Below are 18,859 nucleotides of genomic sequence, written 5' to 3' on the forward strand. Positions count from 1 at the left end.
ACAACGAACTGATTGCGATGAATGTTGAAGAAGGTCAAATTAATGCTTACGAACGTTACCAAACGTCTAAGATGCGATTTAACCGTTATAAATCCATGCTTGAAGTATTGAATACTCAAATCACGATTGTCAGCCAATTAATTCACTTAAACTAACTGTAAAATAATTGACACTCAATTGATAAGAGAAAAAAGTAAAAAACAGAAATAAAAAGTGACATTAAAAAAGTGACATTAATAGTATGAGAAAAATTCCTACCTATTTGATATCGGCTGGAGTAGTTCTTGGTTCCATTGGTAGAGGTGCATTTTACCTTCATCGAACTTTACTTGAAAGTAAATTTATGTTTGCAAAGTTAAAGCATTTTATTGGGTAGAGAAAACCAAAATGATTTGATAACAATAGAGGTAGCGTACTATTTTTCAGAATAGAAAGAGGAAAATCAAATAGCAATTAACCACAAAGGTTTAAAAAACCATGAAGATAAAATTAAAAAGCATAAAATGACAATTTCAGACATCAACTTTTTAATTAAACTTCAAAAAGAATTAAATACTCAAGATACGCTCAATCAATCAGATCCTAAATATTGGGTGATTGCAAGCTCAATCTTCCAAGACTCTCCTGCATGCTGCGGCGATTATTATTCAATTGTACATAATTGTGGAATTGTTGTCCCACGCAAGAAAACAAAGGAAGAATTAATTCCTGAATTAATCGAATACTTAAACGAAATGTATAACGAAGATAAATTACGTTTTGCCTATGCAAAAGAAATTTACACTTTTGCCATTTTTGACTCCAACGATAGAGAAGAATTAGATATTGAATTTCCTCCAGTTTCTCTTACAACAATTATTGAACCAGATAGCTTTGAAGAATTCTTACTACAAGTTAGTGAGCTGACTAAATCCAATATTTCTTTATCGGAAGAAGCGGAAAAACTAGTTATTTATCCAGACGCAGTCTATTTAACTCAGATCGATGCCGAAAAGCATCCTAAAGAAAATAGTAGCCATTTTGATGCGAAGGCTCACACTTATGCAAACACGGCATTAGGAAGTCCAAGATACGAATGTCTTATCAAACTTCTGCAAACAACTAATTTTCAAAAATTGAAATAAAAAAAACCCACAAATGTTGTGGGTTTTTATTTATTTCTGAAAAATACTGCAGTCTTCCCACCTTGTGCAGAAGTGAAGTACTGAGACGGATTGGTCCCGTGAGTAACCATGATACGGTCTCTTGTTTTAACTGTTTCATCAACTATAGGTTGGTCAATCCCTGTGCCAACAGTTTCGCCAGCAGGGACAACTGAGATAAATGTATTTGATAAGCCATCAACTGTAATCGTGTACGGCTCACCGACTGGATGCTCTGTCATCACTTTTCCAAGTTTATAAGATGATAAAAGTTGTCTTATTTTTACTGTTAGATTTTATCAGAGTAAAAGTTAAGATGACAATTACAACAACAAGTAAGCTAATTATACCGACAATAATGGACTTTTTTACCTTTGGATTTCCCATAATAATTCTCCTTCTCGCCTAAGTTCATTTTATATGAATTTAAGAAAATAAACAAAAGCATTTCATAAATTTCTTTATAGAATTTAAGAATTGCTGGGGAATTTCCAGTGCTAAAGCACTGGACTTTTTTTTGATGAGTCTGATTTTATCTTTTTCGCATATTTTTAATATGCTTTTAACCAAATTAAAAATTAACCTCTCAAATTATTATTAAAAAATGGATATTAATAATAAGAGTCCACTATGATCAAAATGACCTATAGCGTAAGTTTTGATTTGACGGCTTACGACACAGAAATTAAAAAACACAAATCAAAGGAGTTGTCTATTCGTTTAGAATCTTCCTTAAGCAAGAAAAATTTTGTAAGATTAACCAACATTACAAAAACCACAGATTTGTGGTATTGCAGGTGGTATCACGTTGATGATGTATTCATCGAAGAAACTGGTCGAACGAGAAAAGTTATTCAATTTTATATTCGACCAGATAACATGCCGATTTCCGAGAATTATAAAAACAACAATCAGAATTTTATTGCTTTTAAAGCTGTAATTAAAAGTAATGAATGGAATCATTTGTTTAATTTCAGTAAGAGATACAGAGAAAATAGTTTTGAAAACTATCAAGGCAGGCTAAAAGTACAAGGGAATTGGGCTTTAGATTTTTTAAGTAAAAAGAGTGAAGAAGTATGTCATTCAATGTTTTAGAGAGTAGAAAATGGACAAAATAATAGAAAACTACAAAACTGTTAGGAAAAAAATCATTAACAGCCAAATAGCACAAATATTTTATGATGAAATCTTGCCTAAAGAACTTCATTATGATAAAAAAACTGACACCTATACTGCAACATTTAACAAAACATTATTAAAATCACCTTTTTTTAATAAAGTTAATGCAATAATGATCGTTAAACAATATGTTGAAAGTCAAGGAAAAAAATTCAAAGCAGTCTTCAATGAAACGGACTTAAGGGACAATGATGTTATTGCGGAAATTTTGAAGATAGAGCGTCGAGAAATTAACAATAAACGTGGGAACAGTGTCATTTACAACTTTAACTGTAAAGAAGGTAACACTTACTTCAAAGCCACAAAGAAAATCAATGTCATTGAAAAGAATCTTGAACGTCTTAGCCTTTATGACGGTCTTGTTCTTGGTGATTCAATCTCAATTGAGGGTAAATTTTTCATCGATAGCAAACTTGGAGAAAATATCTTTAAGATTGATTATTTAGAAAAAGTAGAAGAAATTGAAGAAAATAATCAAGAAATTGAACTTGATTATGATGAGCCTTATGTAGAATTGCATCTTCATACTTCAATGAGCCCTTATCGTGGACTTCATACCTATCCAGAAATGACAAAAGTTTTGAAACATCGCAATCACAAAATGGTCGGTGTGACAGACATTGAAAATATTCAAGGATTCACTCAAATCAAGAACAGTAAACGTAACGGAATGGACGTTTTCTATGGCATCCAACTTGCCTTAAACGATAATCAACCGCTCATTCTTTATCCAAATGACAGTCTACTTGCTGATAATAAATACGTTGTTTTGGATATTGAAACCACTGGATTGAACCGTGAAGAAGATAAGATTATCCAAATTGCCGCTGTAAAAATTGAAAACGGAGTTGTGATTGAGAGTTTTGAGCGATTGATTAATCCAGAGATTGAAGTGCCTCAATTCATTTATGATTTAACTCATCTTGACCCAAAAGCCATCGAAAATGGTGTCAATATTAAAGAGGCACTCAATGATTTTGGAGAATTTTGTAAGGGAGCTGTTTTGGTAGCCCATAATGCACAATTCGACATTCCTTTTATTCGCCATCATGCTGAGCTTAATCAAACCAATGAAACTTATATCAATCACACGGTCATTGATACAATGGTATTCTTCCAAGCCAATCACCCAGAACTGAAGAAATTCAGTCTAGAGGCACTGACTCGTTTCTATCACAAAAAATTGGACGGCCATCATAACGCTGTAGTGGATGCAACATCAACAGCTGAATGCTTTATGGAAATGCTTCAAGAAGCAAGCAATTGTACGACATTATTAGATTTGATGAAAATTGATACTAACCATGCAGCTAAACGTGTCAACAGCTATGTTTCAATCATTGCTAAGAACCAAGAGGGACTAAAAGACCTTTTCCAATTAATCACGGTTGCACAAACAAAACAGCTTTACCGCACAGCAAGTATCAGTCATAGCACTTTGCAAAAGTACCGTAAAAACTTGTTTATTTCCAGTGTTGGTCAAGAGGGTGAGATACAACAAATGGTTGCTCGTGGAGAATATGCTCAAGCACAATTGTTCATGAATTTCTATGACGGTTTTGGTCTTGTACCTTCCTCAAACTATTCTTATCCAGAGATATACAAAGGCATTAATGCTAAAGTATTCCAATTGGTTAAAGATACAAAACGGTTCTATTTCAGTAATAATCCATACCTTTTAGATGAATCGGAAGAATTATTGCAAGAAATTATGGATCACTCGATTAAAATTGGAAATAATCTTAAAGGCATTCATCCAAATGACAGAATGGTCATGAGAACTTGGGAAGAAATGAAGAACACATACCTTGAAGAAGGAATGACTGAAAAGCACATCCAAGCAGGACTTGACTTCCAAAACACCATCATTGAAAATCTTGAGAAAAATTTGCGAGTATTTTATGGAGATGATGAATTGTTTACTCCAGTTATTGAAAAATCAAAGGAACAAATCATCGAACTCGCTACTGACCGGATGCATGAACTTTATACTCCAAATCCACCTGAATATGTCATCAAACGCTTGAATAAAGAACTGGATAGCATCACTTCCAACGGGTTTGACGTGATTTATCTCATCGCTCGAGAATTAGTTAAGCGCTCAAATGAACGTGGATATATCGTTGGTTCTCGTGGTTCTGTTGGTAGTTCGTTTACCGCAACAATGCTCGGAATCTCAAATGTAAATCCATTAAAACCACACTGGCGCTGTCCAAATAACGATTTTGTCACTTTTGATACACCAGAAGAAGTCGAAAACGGGTATGATTTGCCTGATTTCTACTGTCCGAATTGTGGTACAAAATGTTCTAAAGAAGGAATGGACATTCCCTTTGAAACATTCCTAGGATTCAACGGTGACAAAGTTCCTGATATTGACTTAAATTTTGCTGGTGAGGACCAAGGCTTTGCTCAAAAAGATGTCCGTGAGCTTTTTGGTGAGAAATTTGCATATAAAGCTGGCACAATCATGACGATTGCAGAAAAATCGGCACTACAAATGACAAAGTCATTCTTTATTGATCGCAAAGAAAATGTTAACTCAGCTTATGCTGAAAGTTTAGCAGAAAAATTAGTCGGAACAAAAGTTTCTACTGGTACCCACGCAGGTGGTGTCATTGTCATTCCGCAGTACAAGGGAGTATTCGATTACACACCATTCCAATTTCCAGCAGGGGATAAAACTAGTGATTGGAAAACGACTCACTTTGATTTTCATTCTATTCATGACAACGTATTGAAACTCGATATTCTTGGACACGATGACCCTCGTATGATAAAAGAATTGGAACGTTTGACACAATTTGACAACGAACAAATTGATTTATCGGACCCAAATATCCCGCTCGTCTTTTCTAACAAAGCTGTTAATGCTTATGGCCGAGAAATTACACCAACTGGCTTGCCTGAATTTGGTACTGATTTAACTCAGAAAATGCTTCAGAAAACACAGCCTAAGACAGTCTCTGACTTGTTCCGTATCTCTGGACTCTCACATGGTACAGACGTTTGGACTGGGAACTCTGAGGACCTAATTGACAAAGGAATTGCAACTCTTAAAGAAGTTGTTGCTTGTCGTGATGACATCATGTTGGACTTAATTAAGTATGGCTTGCCTGAGAAAGCCTCTTTCGATATCATGGAAGCTGCACGTAAAGGGATGTATGCCAAAGGAAAGAAATCAAAAGCAGAACCAATTGCATTGATGAAAGAACATGGAGTTCCAGACTGGTATATTGAATCAGTCATGAAAATCATGTATCTGTTCCCTAAAGGACATGCAGTGGCCTACACCATTAATGCGATGAAGATTGCATGGTGGAAGATTAACTACCCAAGTGCATTTGCAGCGGCATGGTTAACAACAAAAGGTGAACAATTTGATACGGCATCATTTTCTTTGACGGAAGAAGAAATTAATGCCCAAATCGGACGCTTAAAACGTGAAATTATGGCAACTCGAACAAATGCGGACGTGAAGAAGAAATTAGTAAAATCTTTATCGATTCAGCTCGATGCTTTAAGAGCAGGCGTCACATTCAAACCAGTTAGTCTTGAGCATTCAAGTGCGAGCCGATTTGAAGTCGATGTTACGGGAGCAATCATTCCACCACTAACAACCATCAGTGGATTGGGTGCAGAAGCTGCGCAAACAATGCTGGACCTCTACAAAGTAGATCCAGAGAAAGCTCAACAAATGTACCAACGCAAAGTTGCCCAAGCCAATAAAGCGGACAATAAGAAAGTGATTAAAAACCTCGTATTCGAACAACTGTTAACAAAATTCATCGTCAAATTTGGTAACAAGGAAACTTACGGGACTCACTACAACAAAGCATTTACTAAGTTTTTCAACAAAACTTATGAAGACAATTCTGACCTTCCTCAAAAAGAAATGGTCAAAGTTTTTGCGGAATTAATATCTGCAGAACTAAGTGCGCAATAATAATTCACTGTGATATAGAAAGAAGAACACAATGAGTCTAGCAGACCTAAAACTCAGTTCCGAAATGGGACGAGACGAACGTATTTTTAAAGCCGCAAATTACCTCAAAAAATCAGGTGTTGAAGGCTATAATATTCAAGAAGCACTAAAACAAGCACAAGTTTCTCTGGGAACACTTTTGACTTATTACAAAACGATCCTTAAAGATTATGACAATTATCTTTGTGGTCATGATGTACTCAGCCGTGCGCTGAATGAAGCCACATTGCTTAATATGGCGCCATCCAAGCGTGCAGAATATATGAAAAAGCCAAAATATTAAGCGTCGAAATTTCCAATAGTTAAATTACTATGTTATAATTAACTTAATTATAAACAAGTAAAGTATAATTTAGTAAAGGAGATCTTATGTTCGTAGGTAGAAAAAAAGAACTTGAACATCTTAATCAGGCATATCAATCAGATAAATTTCAATTTGTGGTCATGTATGGTCGACGTCGAGTCGGAAAAACAACGCTTTTAAATGAATTTTTGAAAGATAAACGTGGTAGTTATTACATGGCGATTAAAGAAAAAGATGGCTCTAACCTGAACGCTTTATCTGAAAGTATTTTGGGAGAAGATTCTGGGTTAAGCTTTGATAATTATGAAAAAGCTCTTATGAATGTCTATGAACAAGGTAAAGATGAGAGATTTGTCCTTGTCCTTGATGAATTTCCGTATCTTGCGAGTTCAGCTCCTGAAATTAGTTCAATTATCCAAAAAGTGATTGACCATCATTTTATCAATTCGAAAGTGATGCTCATTTTATGTGGTTCGTCTATGTCTTTCATGGAACATCAAGTACTCGGCTATGAGAGTCCGTTGTACGGTCGTAGAACGTCTCAAATGAAGATCCAACCTTTTACTTTCTTCCAATGCCAAGAGTTTTTTCCAAAAATGAATAAGGAAGAACTTTTAGGCGTGTATGGGATAACAAGCGGAATACCACAATATCTTTCCTTTATTGATGAAAATAAATCACTCGAAGATAACATAAAGTTAACCTATCTCAAAACAACAGCACCACTTTATGAGGAACCAAGTAACTTGCTTATGCAAGAATTACGAGACCCTTCAAATTATAATTCAATCCTTTATTCTATTGCTCACGGAGCAAGCCGAATCAAAGATATAGCAGGCCAAACCAAATTAACATCTGCCGCCACAAGTCTACTCCTCGACAATCTTATTGAACTTGGAATTGTAGAAAAGAAAACTCCGATTTCACAAAAAAATAAGAACAGTAGAAAAACAATTTACACCATCTCCGATTCGATGTTTAGATTTTGGTATCGCTTTGTAGGGAAAAATCAAAGTCAAATTGAACGTGACAGGGGCGATTTTGTATATAAACGAATAGAAAAAGAAATTAACGATTTTCTTGGCCCCGTTTTTGAAAAGGTGAGTATTGACTGGATGTGGGAACATGTCCCCTACGATTTAGTAGATGATTATTTTGAAGAATTAGGAACATGGTGGGGAACAGATAAGGCTGAGAAAAAAGAAGTAGAGCTTGACATTGTTGGTTTTTCTCCAATGACAGGAGCTCTATTTGTAGGGGAATGTAAATGGCGTAATCAATTACTAGACGAAAAAGTGCTTAATAAGTTAATCTATCGTGCTGGATTATTTTCAAATTCTCAAAAATATTATTTTTTATTTTCTAAAAGTGGCTTTAGTCAAGGTGTAATGAAAGAAGCAAGAAATAAGGGAGTATACTTAATATCTTTTGACCAAATGACCGAGTAGTTAGAAAAGGGGAGAAATTATGAAAAGAGTTGATAAAGAACAATTGATTAGTATTAAAAGTTATGTAGCCAAAAATGCTAAAATGACTAAAGAAGAACAATTGTGTTTATTTGATATTGCCGATAAACTCTTATTCTATCAAGAAAATGGTGAATATGAGATTTTTATTAAAAGAAATGGCTCAAGATTTAATTTTAAAAATTTTCAAGCTAAAAATTTTGATTATGATGATTTTTATCATGCAATATCATATTTGTTACAACTCAAACTTTGTGGTATTGCAGAGTATGATTTTTATGACCAATTCTTTCCAATTGGGGAATTTAAATTAAATGTTAAGCCACAAAAAATTGAATTTTCTACCCGACGAGCGTACAAAACAAATCGAGGTATGTTTTCATTCATGTTTTTATCACTTTTCAAACATGACATTGATAAAGATGGAAGAATATTATACAAAAAAGCTCATGAACCACTAGATATTTTAAACCCTGACCATATTCAATACATGATTGATGAGATTAATTCATATATTAATTGTAATTTAAGCACAAATGTTGGTTAATCTATAGTTACAATAAATAAGTTCTTGGCGATAAATCGCCAAGAATTTTTTTTTTGAAATAAATTATAGAAAATAAAGAGTATAAACTTATGAAATCATTATTATTAAGCGAAAAAGAAATTACGGTCGGAGAAGTTATTGATCTAAGCTCACCATCAACGCTCATTGTTGATTTAGATGAGCCACTATATAGCTATCGTGATGGCCGTTACAACGACCGAGCACATTATTCACCAGACCACGACTTAGACGAAGTAGCAGGCATTTATCAAGACGATCAAGACGCTGAACTATTAAGCCAGTATGATAATTTAAATGAATTGGTTACAGATTACGTTAATACTGGGACATACGACAAATGGGAACAAAGTTTCACCCTAGTGTCCTACAATAGCCTCATTGATGACTTCATTGAACGTGATTTGTTGCCTACTAACGGAAAAGAATTGGTCGAAAAACAACTCAAAATTGGTAATATCACAACAAACGAAAGCTTTTTCGATTTGTTAGAAAGTATTTTTGTGTTTTACACCGCCAGTCATCATATCGCCACTGAAGGCTTTTATGCTGAGTTGGTTGCATAAGAAAAAAAGGTGAAAATGAAATTTCAGGATACCATTCAATCAATTCCAGAAAATGACTGGATTGAAGTGATTACTCGGTCAGAAAGCAATTATCAAAAATCTATTGGAAAAGCACCTAAATTCACCATAAAAGGACCCGTTTTAGATTTTGAAGTTTTACAAGAGCTCCCCGTCGTTTGCTGCGAAGAATTTATTACCCACCCTATAATCGTCAGCGTTTAAAGAAAGAAAAGGAATTGAATAATGCACTCACCAATATTTTTTGGAACAACTGGAAACACTAATTTATCAACAGCTGAAATTGATGAATTAAGAATTAGCGAAGAAACACTTGAAAACTATATCTCAGAATGTGATTATGTTAACCTCATTCCGCAGTCTGACTACTGGGACATTAAAGAAATTGAACTCCCAGGTAAGACAGTTACAAACGGAAAACGTACAGTTTGGACCATCACTCGTGAGACTGTGAAAGAATATCAAGATAATTACGTGAAAACAATTAGCGATTATCTTGAAAACGTGAAAAAAATTGGAGCATCAGGAAAATTTGCTTTTGGAAATTTACCAATCATCAACGATAAGGAAAATAGTAGAAAATTATACAGTAGCTTAATAGAATTTCAAGACACTGTAAATCCAAGAGGTGGCATTAAAATTGTGATAGACGGTTGGCCTGAAACAATTAAAGATGTGATGGATTCTGCAGCAAATCATTTTAATAAAGATCCTGAACAAGATGAACCTTACGAAATTACAATCTACAGTAATTTTGTAGGGGATTATCATTTCTAAAAAATGGGCTAGAAGTAATTTCTAGCCTTTTTCACCTAAAATAATAAAATTTGGAGAAAAATGAAAAAAATTATTGATTTAAAAATAACTGATGCTGTTGAAAATTTCGAGGAAGATATATCACACGAAATCATCTCAAAATTAGCCCTAACTGAACAAAACTATGAACAAGTTTCTAGCGAAATCAAAGAGCTTATTATTGCTTTTGTTCATTTCAAAGTCGATGAACTAAAATTAATCCAAGTTGACCAGAAGCATTGGAATATTGAGGCAAACAAGTGTTTCTATTTATATTACCGCTTGCCAAGCGGTGAAAACTTGGACATCGAGCTAGACATTACTATTGAAATTTCTAATGTCAATATCATGATTGAGGACTATTCTACTGAATCACTTTGGTGTCAATTAGCTTGTCTCCTTGACTCTGATGATAAAGCATTCGAAATTGTTGATCGCTTGCCACTTTACGCTTTCAGTCGTGATTCTCTGGAGGAGTTTGTAAAGAGGATGATTGAGGCCGAAAAAAACTCTAATACTGAATGGAACCTCTCAACGTCAGCTGACGAATATTTTGAGGAGGAGAAAAATCATGTTAAATTATAGAATCGAAATAGCAACTACCGTTTACGTAGATGTTGAAATTGAAAGTGATAAAGAACTTAATCAAGAAGAACTTTACACCGCAGCATTAATTCAACTTCAAGAAAATGGAAGTGAACATCTCCCTCCAGAAGTATTTGAGAAAGATAACACCACACTCTCAAATGTTGAAAAACAATAAAATAAAAAAATGAAAAGGTAAAAAAATGGGATTAGACCAATACGTACAGCTCAAGCTCACTCGAAACGAAGAAGAACACAAGGATGTAATTAAATCACATTTTGGGTCGAACATCCACCTGATAACTGAAGAGGAATGGAAACAAACGAATCCAGGACAAATTAGTTTATATATTGAAAATTTATATAAAAATAATTCTCTATATACTTCTGAGTTGGGTATCTTGTTTTCACAAGGAGATATGGATAACTTGAAATATCTTTATTCAGAAGTCAGCTACTATCGCAAATTCTTTGCATTGCAAGTTTACTTTGAAGAAAAATATAACATTGAAAATTGTGGTGAAGTGATTATGACTCCCGAAATTATTACCGACCTTAAGTCGAAAGTTTCGGCAATCCTTGATTATCAACAAACCCATTCACTTGAACGGACCAAAGAGTTTGCATCTCAAAATTTCCCTGACGATAATGGATTCTTCGCTTTTGAACAGAATTATGACCGCTACTATTTCAAGGGTTTAAATGATTTAATGGATGACATTGAAAAATGGGAAGAGTTATCCCTTAATGAAAACGAAGCACTCATCTACACATGCTGGTACTAAGAAAGTGATAAGCAAAAAAAGCTTATCCCTTTTTTTATATAAAAAAAAGTAGAAAGGATAACAAATGCAAGAAAGTCTGAAAAAAACAATTCTAACGACAAAAGGGATTTCAAATGAAGATTTTGAATTTTTGAAATCATCTTTAGGAAAAACAGAATACGATACTCTGGATTTCATTGAAAATGAAGATTATGAAATCTTTTCAGCAAATGAATTTCGTCGATACATTGTGGATGAAACAGATGAATCTGGAAAGATGTCATGGAAACACTTGTCCACGCTAACTAAAGCAGAGGTGCTCAAGGAAGCTAATGATGATAATGAATTCGTACTACCATCAAATAGGGTATTACGAGTTTTTTGTTATTAGAAAAAAAGGAAGTCCCCCATGAAAGATGTTGACAATATTTTAGATAACTTATTTGACTTAATATTACCTTGCATTGAAGACGACATAACAAATTTAGCATTAGAGCCTAAACCTTATAATTACTTCAAACTAGTTAAGGAAATAGATAAATTTCGCGAAATTATTCAATTCCTAACGAAAAATACACAGCCAAAACTACTAATAATATCTATAGAGAACAAGCGATAGAAACTATTATGAAGCAGCTTTCTCTTTATGGCAAACAGCCCAAAGTTAATAGTGATTTGATATTGGGAAATATTAGTTTTATAGCAAACTATAAGCTGGGAGCCAATATCAATAACTCTCTAATCGAAAAGCTGCAAGGGGAACTCCTCGTTTTAATTTTGAAAAAGATGTTGATTGAGTTGAAGGAGAGTGTGCTGCTTATTCATGATGAACGGTGGAAAAACATAGCGTTGTTTTACCTTGGAATTAACTGTAGCAAACGTTTGCATATGATCTATTCTATATTTTGTGGATTTGGTCTGTGGGAAATTGTTCAAATTTAATTGTGCTGAATAAGAAAGAGTTATACCAAACAAGTAGTAGATAATTCCAATTGGGGTGATTCCTAATGTGTCGAATATTATTTCTTTTTTCACATAATCACATAATTAGATACATAATATTGACAGGGTTTAATTACTTTTGCAGACTTTATCCGGTATTGGAGCATAATTAAAGGGCTTCTATAATACAATACGTTTTCTAGCATATATGTACGAGAAAAAGTTAAGGAGGACAGGGCTGGGGGTTCTTATTAAGCTAACTTTTTAGGCATAATTAATTATATATTAAAAGTATATTTTTAATTTGAAACAATTCAAATATGACAGCATTCTACAGGCTGTTGCTTTTTTATAACATTACGTAAAAACCAATTAAATTTATTCTAACAATTTATGTAACACTGTTGACATATTAGGTAAAAATGTAATATAATTTAGAAAAGGATTTTTTGTATTGTAGAATAGGAGGACGTTTCATGGATGAGACTAACAAAATCTGGCTTGCTTTAAGTAAGGTGGAACGTAGGTATAATATTAAAATATACCTGAATGGTATTCCTGATTTGATTTTGCTGAAATTTCATAACAAAGTTTTGGCCAGGACTGCATACGAATTACTAAGGAATTCTCAAATAAATTCTAAAGTTGTTGATATAGTGGATGATTATGGAAAGGTTAGTATTCGAGGGGACAGTGTAGCTTATCTTTATTTGAGTGAAGTAGTGCCAGAAGTTGATCCTTCATAGTAATATTATTACTTTCAGAATTTTAAATGTTTTTCAAGAGGGCATTATTTTAATAATTAAGCGAAAATATTAATCATATTTTAATTTGGGCTAATTTTATATTAGTTAGAATAGAAAGTGGAAGGAGGATGCTCGTAGTGGTTATATTATTGGTATATGTCTTATTTTCAAATTTTTTCAACCAATTGTTGTCGATCCGTTTACTGATATAAAAAATAATGAAGGGAAAATACAATTTGAGGGGTTATCCTATGAATCGGTATAATTCCTTTGAAAGGAAGATTAAATGAAAAAATTTAAAAAGTTTAATTTATATAAAGTCATTACCGTAATATTTGTTATTTTGCAAATATTACAGCCTGTTGCGCAGGTTACAGCAGAAACAATTAGTACAACAACCCCGAGTGGATTAAATATTGTTAATGCAAAACAAATATCAGAAAACACGGTAGAAATAGGAATCACTTTAACAAATTTATCAGATAGCAAAAAGTTAGATTCGATATCATTTTCAGACGATATGATACCAGAGGATATTAATGATGTAAAGATTTTAGACTCGAACAATCAAAGTGCTATAGGCTCTTTTAGTATTAGTGATAATAAAATAAATATTGAGACCAACCCTGGGGTTGGGACTGAGCCAGCTACTTTAAATATCAACTTTACAAAAATTAATAAAAATGCAGTGAATACTTTAAAATACGGAAGCCAAGTTATAAAAATTACTCCGTTAATAGTTCCTGCACAGACTTCACAGGAGCCTCAAGATTCGAGCAAGGTGCCCTTAGCATCTACTAAAAGTTCAGAGAGGAAAGAAAGAATTAGTGCACCTGCTGCAAAAGCTATTTCAAAATTAGACGAAGTCGGAACTGATCTTTCAAAGTACTTGCCAGGCGGCACTTTGATTACTAACGCAAAAGCTACTTTCACGGATAGTAAAGGAAATGCAGTTGATCCAGATGATGTTACAAAAGACACGAATATTAATTTAGCTTTCGTTTGGGCACTGCCTAATACATTGCTTAATGGATATACTGTCAAAGCTGGTGATTACTTTGTATTTAATTTACCAAGTAACATAACGTATAAGCCAGGAACAGGAGAATTGCAAGATACTTCAGGTGAGGTATTTGCAAATTATTCTATTACCTCGGATGGTAAAGTAACGTTTATTTTTACAAATAGTGTTTTAAACTCGGACAACGTTTCTGGAACGTTTAATTATACATCTGTTATTAAACAAGACAGTAATTCCGGGCAGCAGACAATTTCCATTGATACAACTACTGGCCCGGTTGAGATTCCTATTACAGTTAAACCAATTGGGGGAAATTCCATCTCTAAAACTGGGAATGTAGTAGGGCAAAACTCTTCTGGAAACAACCCAACTGGAATTACTTGGGATGTTACGATAAATACCAATGGTGAAGTATTGAATAATGCTGTTGTTTCAGATCCTATGCCTACAGATACAACAGGAAAAGTTCCAACGTTGGTAAAAACAATTTCTATATATCCTCTCACGGTTGACCTGTTAGGAAATGTGGTGAGCCAAGGGCCTGCTCTAACTGAAGGAAAAGACTATATAGTGGATCCAGTAAGTAATTCTATTACTTTAGCAGGAGACTATGCAAAAACAAACCAAGCTTTTAAAATAGAGTACACAAGTGATATTGATAGTAGCAAGATTCCGGATGAAGGCGGAAGCTTAACTTTTACCAATAAGGCCACTCTTACAAATGGTGGGAATTCTTATCCGGCAGACGCAACAGTTAATGCGGAATATGGGAAACTTTTAACAAAAAATTATTTAGGAGCAGACTCAAGTGGTAGCCAAGTACTAAATTGGGAAATTGATTACAATTATGGGGAAAAGTCACTTCCTGCAGGTACGAAAATTGTTGACACTCCAAGTGATGGGCAAATTTTTTATGGGACACCTGTTCTAAAAGATGAGTCTGGCAACACAATAGATGCGTCAATGTATACGATTGATACTGACAATACAACAAGTCCAGCAAGTATGACAATAACATTTCCAAATGGTCTAAAACAAGGTGTTAAAATTTCCTACAAGACTCAAGTGACAGGTGCTATTGATTCTAGCATTAATGTAGAAAATGAAGCCGAGAGTGATGGGCAAACAGTCTCAGCAGGAAACAATTCGGTTGCTTCTCAAGGATTGACTAAAACTTTGGGAACAGTGGATTATAATAAAAAAACTGTTGGTTGGAACATCAATATCAATAAAGCTCGTCAAGACATGTCTAACTATCAATTAGATGATGAAATTCCAGTTGGATTAACTGTTGACGATAGTACTTTTAAATTATTTGATAATGATACCAAGACCGAGTTGGTAAGAGGCACAGATTATACAATTACCTTGACTCCCACCGGATTCTCTCTTGAATTTATTGGTAATTTGAAGAGCCAAGCCAAAGATTCATACACTCTTTCTTATGTAACTTCATTTGAGACTCTGAAATTGACCGGAAAAACCTGGACTAACAATGTTACCGCTACGTGGGTTGATCAAAAAGGAAAATCCCATACTAATAATGGAACAGCAAATTTTACTCCTAAAGTTGAATATGTAAATGATGGAAGTAAATCAGGTAGTTATAATGCTGTTTCAAAAATAATTACCTGGACTGTGGTTACCAACTACAATCAACGCGTATTAAATAATGCTTCAATTACTGATAAAATTGTAGGTGATCAAGACTATGTCCCTGACAGCGTAAAATTGTACGAAGCAACTATTAATTCTGATGGCAGTTATACACTAGTTAAACCAGAAATAAGCAACAATGCGACATATGATGCAGAAAACAACTTGCTTACTGTACCTCTTCCTAACGGGAGCTCAAAAGCTTATGTATTGACTTACCAAACCTCATTGGTGGGAAAAATTATTAATCAAAAGACTTATGACAATACTGCTCAATATGTTAATGATAATATTTCAAGTAATCTAGTTGCATCAGTGTCTGTTCCTAACAGTGGCAGCGTGATTGAAAAGTCAGGTTCTCAGGATCCATCAAATTCATCATACGCATTATGGAACATTTGGGTCAATAAATCACAATCAACAATTAGTAACGCAACGGTAACAGATGTCCCTTCAGATAATCAAATAATTGATGAGTCATCAATTACCATCTACCCAACAAAAGTTTCCTCTGATGGGAGCTATGTGGAGAACACAACGGCCCCACTGCAATTGGGAACAGACTATACAGTGAATTTAGTAACTGATAATACTTCTGGTCAACAGACCTTGACAATTGTTTTTAAAAATACAATTAATACAGCATACTCAATCCATTATCGTTCGCTAATAAACTCATCGTTAATAAATGACACTTTGACTAATGATGCATCAATTAAAGGAACAGGTGAAAAACCAGTATCTGATGATATAATTTCATCAACTCAAGTAGTGAATAATGGGGGGAGTGCGTCTGGCAAAAATATGGGCCTTGTAATTACTAAGACAGATGGTAACACAGGAAAAGCACTTGTTGGAGCAACTTTCGAAATTTGGTCTGATGTATCAGGAAATAAAGGCCAACTTTTACGTTCTGGTACAACTGATAGTTCTGGAAAAATTAATTGGAAAAACCTAAAGTCTGGGAAGTATATTTTAGTTGAATCATCAGCTCCCGATGGTTACGTAATATCAACTATGCTAAAAAATGGTCAAGAAATTAGCCTTCAGTATAACGAAGTTGATGAGAATCAGAATAAAAATTTGTCTTTAGTAAATTTTAAGGGTCAAATCACAATTCATAAGACTGACAGAGATACAGGTAAAGATTTAGCTGGAGCAACTTTTGATCTTTACCAAAAATTACAAAGTGGAGATATTAAAATTGCCTCAGAATTGGTAACAGATGCAAATGGAAATATCACATACGCAGGTTTAGACGCAGGAAATTATTATATAATTGAAACGTCCGCTCCCGCAGGGTATGAACTTGATAGTGCGCCACAAGATGTAACAGTCAATGGTGACAATATTCAACCCACTATAAATATCTCTAACTCAGAAACAACAGGTGAGGTTTTGTTAACGAAGATTGATAGTGATACAGGGGCAACTTTACAAGGGGCGGTGTTCACACTATATGATTCTAAAGGGACATTGATTAAGTCTGGATTAGTTACTGATGCAAGTGGGAAAATAATGTATGATGGATTGAAACCAGGAAACTATTATTTTAAAGAAACACAAGCTCCCACAGGATATTTACTTAATTCAAATAAAATTGGATTTACAATTGTACTTCAAGTAGTTCCTCAAGTAGCACAGGTCTCTGTTGAAAATTCAGCTATAACTGGTGCAGTAGTTCTAACTAAAACAGATTCTGACACAGGGAAAATTCTTGCAGGAGCTATTTTCAGCCTATTTAAAAAAGACGGGGATTTAATCAAGTCTGGACTGACTACAGATTCTAACGGGGAAATTAACGTCTCTAACTTGACTCCTGGAGACTATTATTTCATTGAGACAGAAGCTCCAGCGGGATATGAACTTAATAGCTCTAAACTTCCCTTCACTGTTGAACTTCAAAGCACTCCCAAAGTTGCGCAAGTGGTAGCCGAAAATTCTGAAACTACGGGATCGGTTATTTTGAATAAAATTGACTCTGACACAGGGAAAAAATTATCAGGAGCCGTATTTAGTTTATTTGATAATTCTGGAAAAGAAATAAAATCAGGACTTGTGTCTGATATAAATGGCCAAATAACGGTAGCTGGTTTGAAGCCTGGAAATTATTATTTTGTTGAAACTAAAGCTCCAGCAGGATTTAACTTCGAAGAGGCTGCTCAATATCATTTCACAATTGAATTACAAACTACTAGCAAGTTGGCAACAATTAATGTAGAAAATTCTGAAGCTACAGGTTCAGTTTTATTAACAAAGATTGATTCTGATACTAAAAAAGTATTATCTGGTGCAACATTTAGTTTATTCAATTCAGAGGGCAGTGAAATTAAGTCAAGCCTTATTTCTGATTCAAAAGGCCAAATTTCTGTAGATGGATTAAAGCCAGGGAAATATTATTTTAAGGAAACATCAGCACCAGCAGGGTATATTTTAAATAATAGTAAATTGAACTTTGAAGTTGAACTTCAAACAGAGCACAAAGTAGCACAGGTACTTGCGGAAAATGCAGAAAAGACAGGTTCTGTTATTTTAACTAAAACAGATAAAACTACTGGTAAAACATTATCCGGTGCTAAGTTTAATTTGTACAATTCATTAGGAAAACTAGTGAAAGGGAACTTGATTACAAATAGTAATGGATGCATTGAGGTTGAAAACCTTAAGCCAGGAAATTACTATTTTGTTGAGATATTGGCCCCAAATGGTTATGAACTTGTAAAGGGCAATAAAACTTTATTTTCTATTGAGTTCCAGAAAACCGCTAAAATTACAAGAGTTGTAGTTGAAAATACAAAAGAAATGCTTCCTGAAAAAGTAAAAGATAACTCAACCAATCTTCCTAAAACAGGAGATAATTCGAATGTTCTTTACACTACATTAGGAGTGCTCGCTATCTTGTTTTCTACCCTATTGCTTTTGAAAAAGAAAAAGTTTTAAATTTCTCTTTTTCTCTTTAAGAAAGGAGGAAGTATTCATTGACGTTAAGTCAAGTTTTTAGAGTCACAAACGTAGAATTTTAATCTATTTATTTTAAGCACTTACCTTTTCAAATTGATTAGGTGTAAGATAGTCTAAACTTTGGTGGATTCGTTTTGAGTTATAAAAGGCTTCAATGTACCAGA

The 18,859-nt window shown here is 34.1% G+C and carries 19 protein-coding genes; 17 read left to right on the forward strand and 2 right to left on the reverse strand.

Going from position 1 to position 18,859, the window contains the following annotated elements; genetic code table 11:
* Window positions 1-503 precede the first annotated feature (503 nt).
* The gene (locus RT41_RS09155) at window positions 504-1,124 is read left to right on the forward strand and encodes a hypothetical protein (RefSeq protein ID WP_054639903.1); all 621 of its coding nucleotides are present in this window, start codon (window positions 504-506) and stop codon (window positions 1,122-1,124) included.
* 26 nt (window positions 1,125-1,150) lie between these two features.
* Here RT41_RS09155 and RT41_RS09160 read toward each other — a convergent pair whose 3' ends face one another.
* Window positions 1,151-1,384, reverse strand: a complete 234-nt coding sequence (locus tag RT41_RS09160) for a hypothetical protein (protein WP_054639902.1) — start codon at window positions 1,382-1,384, stop codon at window positions 1,151-1,153.
* Window positions 1,385-1,772: 388 nt separating this feature from the next.
* Here RT41_RS09160 and RT41_RS09165 point away from each other — a divergent pair, with 388 nt between their 5' ends.
* From RT41_RS09165 to RT41_RS09240, 16 genes are all read left to right on the forward strand, one after another.
* Window positions 1,773-2,237 carry a hypothetical protein gene (locus RT41_RS09165; RefSeq protein ID WP_096819073.1) on the forward strand — a complete coding sequence of 155 codons (465 nt, stop codon included), beginning with the start codon at window positions 1,773-1,775 and terminating at the stop codon, window positions 2,235-2,237.
* A gap of 10 nt (window positions 2,238-2,247) precedes the next feature.
* Window positions 2,248-6,267 carry a PolC-type DNA polymerase III gene (locus tag RT41_RS09170; protein ID WP_096819075.1) on the forward strand — a complete coding sequence of 1,340 codons (4,020 nt, stop codon included), beginning with the start codon at window positions 2,248-2,250 and terminating at the stop codon, window positions 6,265-6,267.
* 31 nt (window positions 6,268-6,298) lie between these two features.
* Window positions 6,299-6,589 carry a hypothetical protein gene (locus tag RT41_RS09175; RefSeq protein ID WP_054639897.1) on the forward strand — a complete coding sequence of 97 codons (291 nt, stop codon included), beginning with the start codon at window positions 6,299-6,301 and terminating at the stop codon, window positions 6,587-6,589.
* Between the two features lie 86 nt (window positions 6,590-6,675).
* Window positions 6,676-8,058, forward strand: coding sequence for an ATP-binding protein (locus RT41_RS09180; RefSeq protein WP_096819077.1), 1,383 nt, complete (start codon window positions 6,676-6,678; stop codon window positions 8,056-8,058).
* 19 nt (window positions 8,059-8,077) lie between these two features.
* A complete protein-coding gene (locus RT41_RS09185) occupies window positions 8,078-8,623 on the forward strand; it encodes a hypothetical protein (RefSeq protein ID WP_096819079.1) in 546 nt (181 codons plus the stop codon).
* 89 nt (window positions 8,624-8,712) lie between these two features.
* Complete coding sequence (locus RT41_RS09190; RefSeq protein ID WP_054639894.1) at window positions 8,713-9,207, forward strand: hypothetical protein; 495 nt, start codon at window positions 8,713-8,715, stop codon at window positions 9,205-9,207.
* A gap of 15 nt (window positions 9,208-9,222) precedes the next feature.
* On the forward strand, window positions 9,223-9,429 hold the full coding sequence (locus RT41_RS09195; protein WP_096819081.1) for a hypothetical protein: 207 nt from the start codon (window positions 9,223-9,225) through the stop codon (window positions 9,427-9,429).
* Window positions 9,430-9,450: 21 nt separating this feature from the next.
* Window positions 9,451-10,002, forward strand: a complete 552-nt coding sequence (locus RT41_RS09200) for a hypothetical protein (protein WP_054639892.1) — start codon at window positions 9,451-9,453, stop codon at window positions 10,000-10,002.
* A gap of 60 nt (window positions 10,003-10,062) precedes the next feature.
* A complete protein-coding gene (locus tag RT41_RS09205) occupies window positions 10,063-10,605 on the forward strand; it encodes a hypothetical protein (protein ID WP_054639891.1) in 543 nt (180 codons plus the stop codon).
* Window positions 10,592-10,783 (forward strand): hypothetical protein, encoded by a 192-nt coding sequence (locus RT41_RS09210; RefSeq protein WP_054639890.1) that lies wholly within the window; start codon window positions 10,592-10,594, stop codon window positions 10,781-10,783. Before RT41_RS09205 ends, RT41_RS09210 begins: the two co-directional genes overlap by 14 nt.
* Before the next feature lie 25 nt (window positions 10,784-10,808).
* Entirely contained in the window at window positions 10,809-11,390 is a 582-nt protein-coding gene (locus RT41_RS09215) for a hypothetical protein (protein WP_054639889.1), read from the forward strand.
* 64 nt (window positions 11,391-11,454) lie between these two features.
* Entirely contained in the window at window positions 11,455-11,760 is a 306-nt protein-coding gene (locus RT41_RS09220; RefSeq protein WP_096819084.1) for a hypothetical protein, read from the forward strand.
* A gap of 18 nt (window positions 11,761-11,778) precedes the next feature.
* Window positions 11,779-11,988 carry a hypothetical protein gene (locus RT41_RS09225; protein ID WP_096819086.1) on the forward strand — a complete coding sequence of 70 codons (210 nt, stop codon included), beginning with the start codon at window positions 11,779-11,781 and terminating at the stop codon, window positions 11,986-11,988.
* 8 nt (window positions 11,989-11,996) lie between these two features.
* The gene (locus tag RT41_RS09230) at window positions 11,997-12,311 is read left to right on the forward strand and encodes a hypothetical protein (RefSeq protein WP_054639887.1); all 315 of its coding nucleotides are present in this window, start codon (window positions 11,997-11,999) and stop codon (window positions 12,309-12,311) included.
* A 476-nt stretch (window positions 12,312-12,787) separates the two neighbouring features.
* Complete coding sequence (locus RT41_RS09235; RefSeq protein WP_054639886.1) at window positions 12,788-13,057, forward strand: hypothetical protein; 270 nt, start codon at window positions 12,788-12,790, stop codon at window positions 13,055-13,057.
* A 286-nt stretch (window positions 13,058-13,343) separates the two neighbouring features.
* Window positions 13,344-18,674 (forward strand): SpaA isopeptide-forming pilin-related protein, encoded by a 5,331-nt coding sequence (locus tag RT41_RS09240; RefSeq protein WP_096819088.1) that lies wholly within the window; start codon window positions 13,344-13,346, stop codon window positions 18,672-18,674.
* A 93-nt stretch (window positions 18,675-18,767) separates the two neighbouring features.
* On the opposite strand, the gene RT41_RS10360 is transcribed toward RT41_RS09240, so the two are convergent.
* Window positions 18,768-18,859, reverse strand: a 92-nt coding sequence (locus tag RT41_RS10360; RefSeq protein WP_143467364.1) for an IS3 family transposase, incomplete at its 5' end; no start/stop codon positions are given.

Origin of the sequence: Lactococcus fujiensis JCM 16395, from assembly GCF_002441655.1 — a bacterium.
Taxonomy (GTDB): Bacteria; Bacillota; Bacilli; order Lactobacillales; family Streptococcaceae; genus Lactococcus; species Lactococcus fujiensis.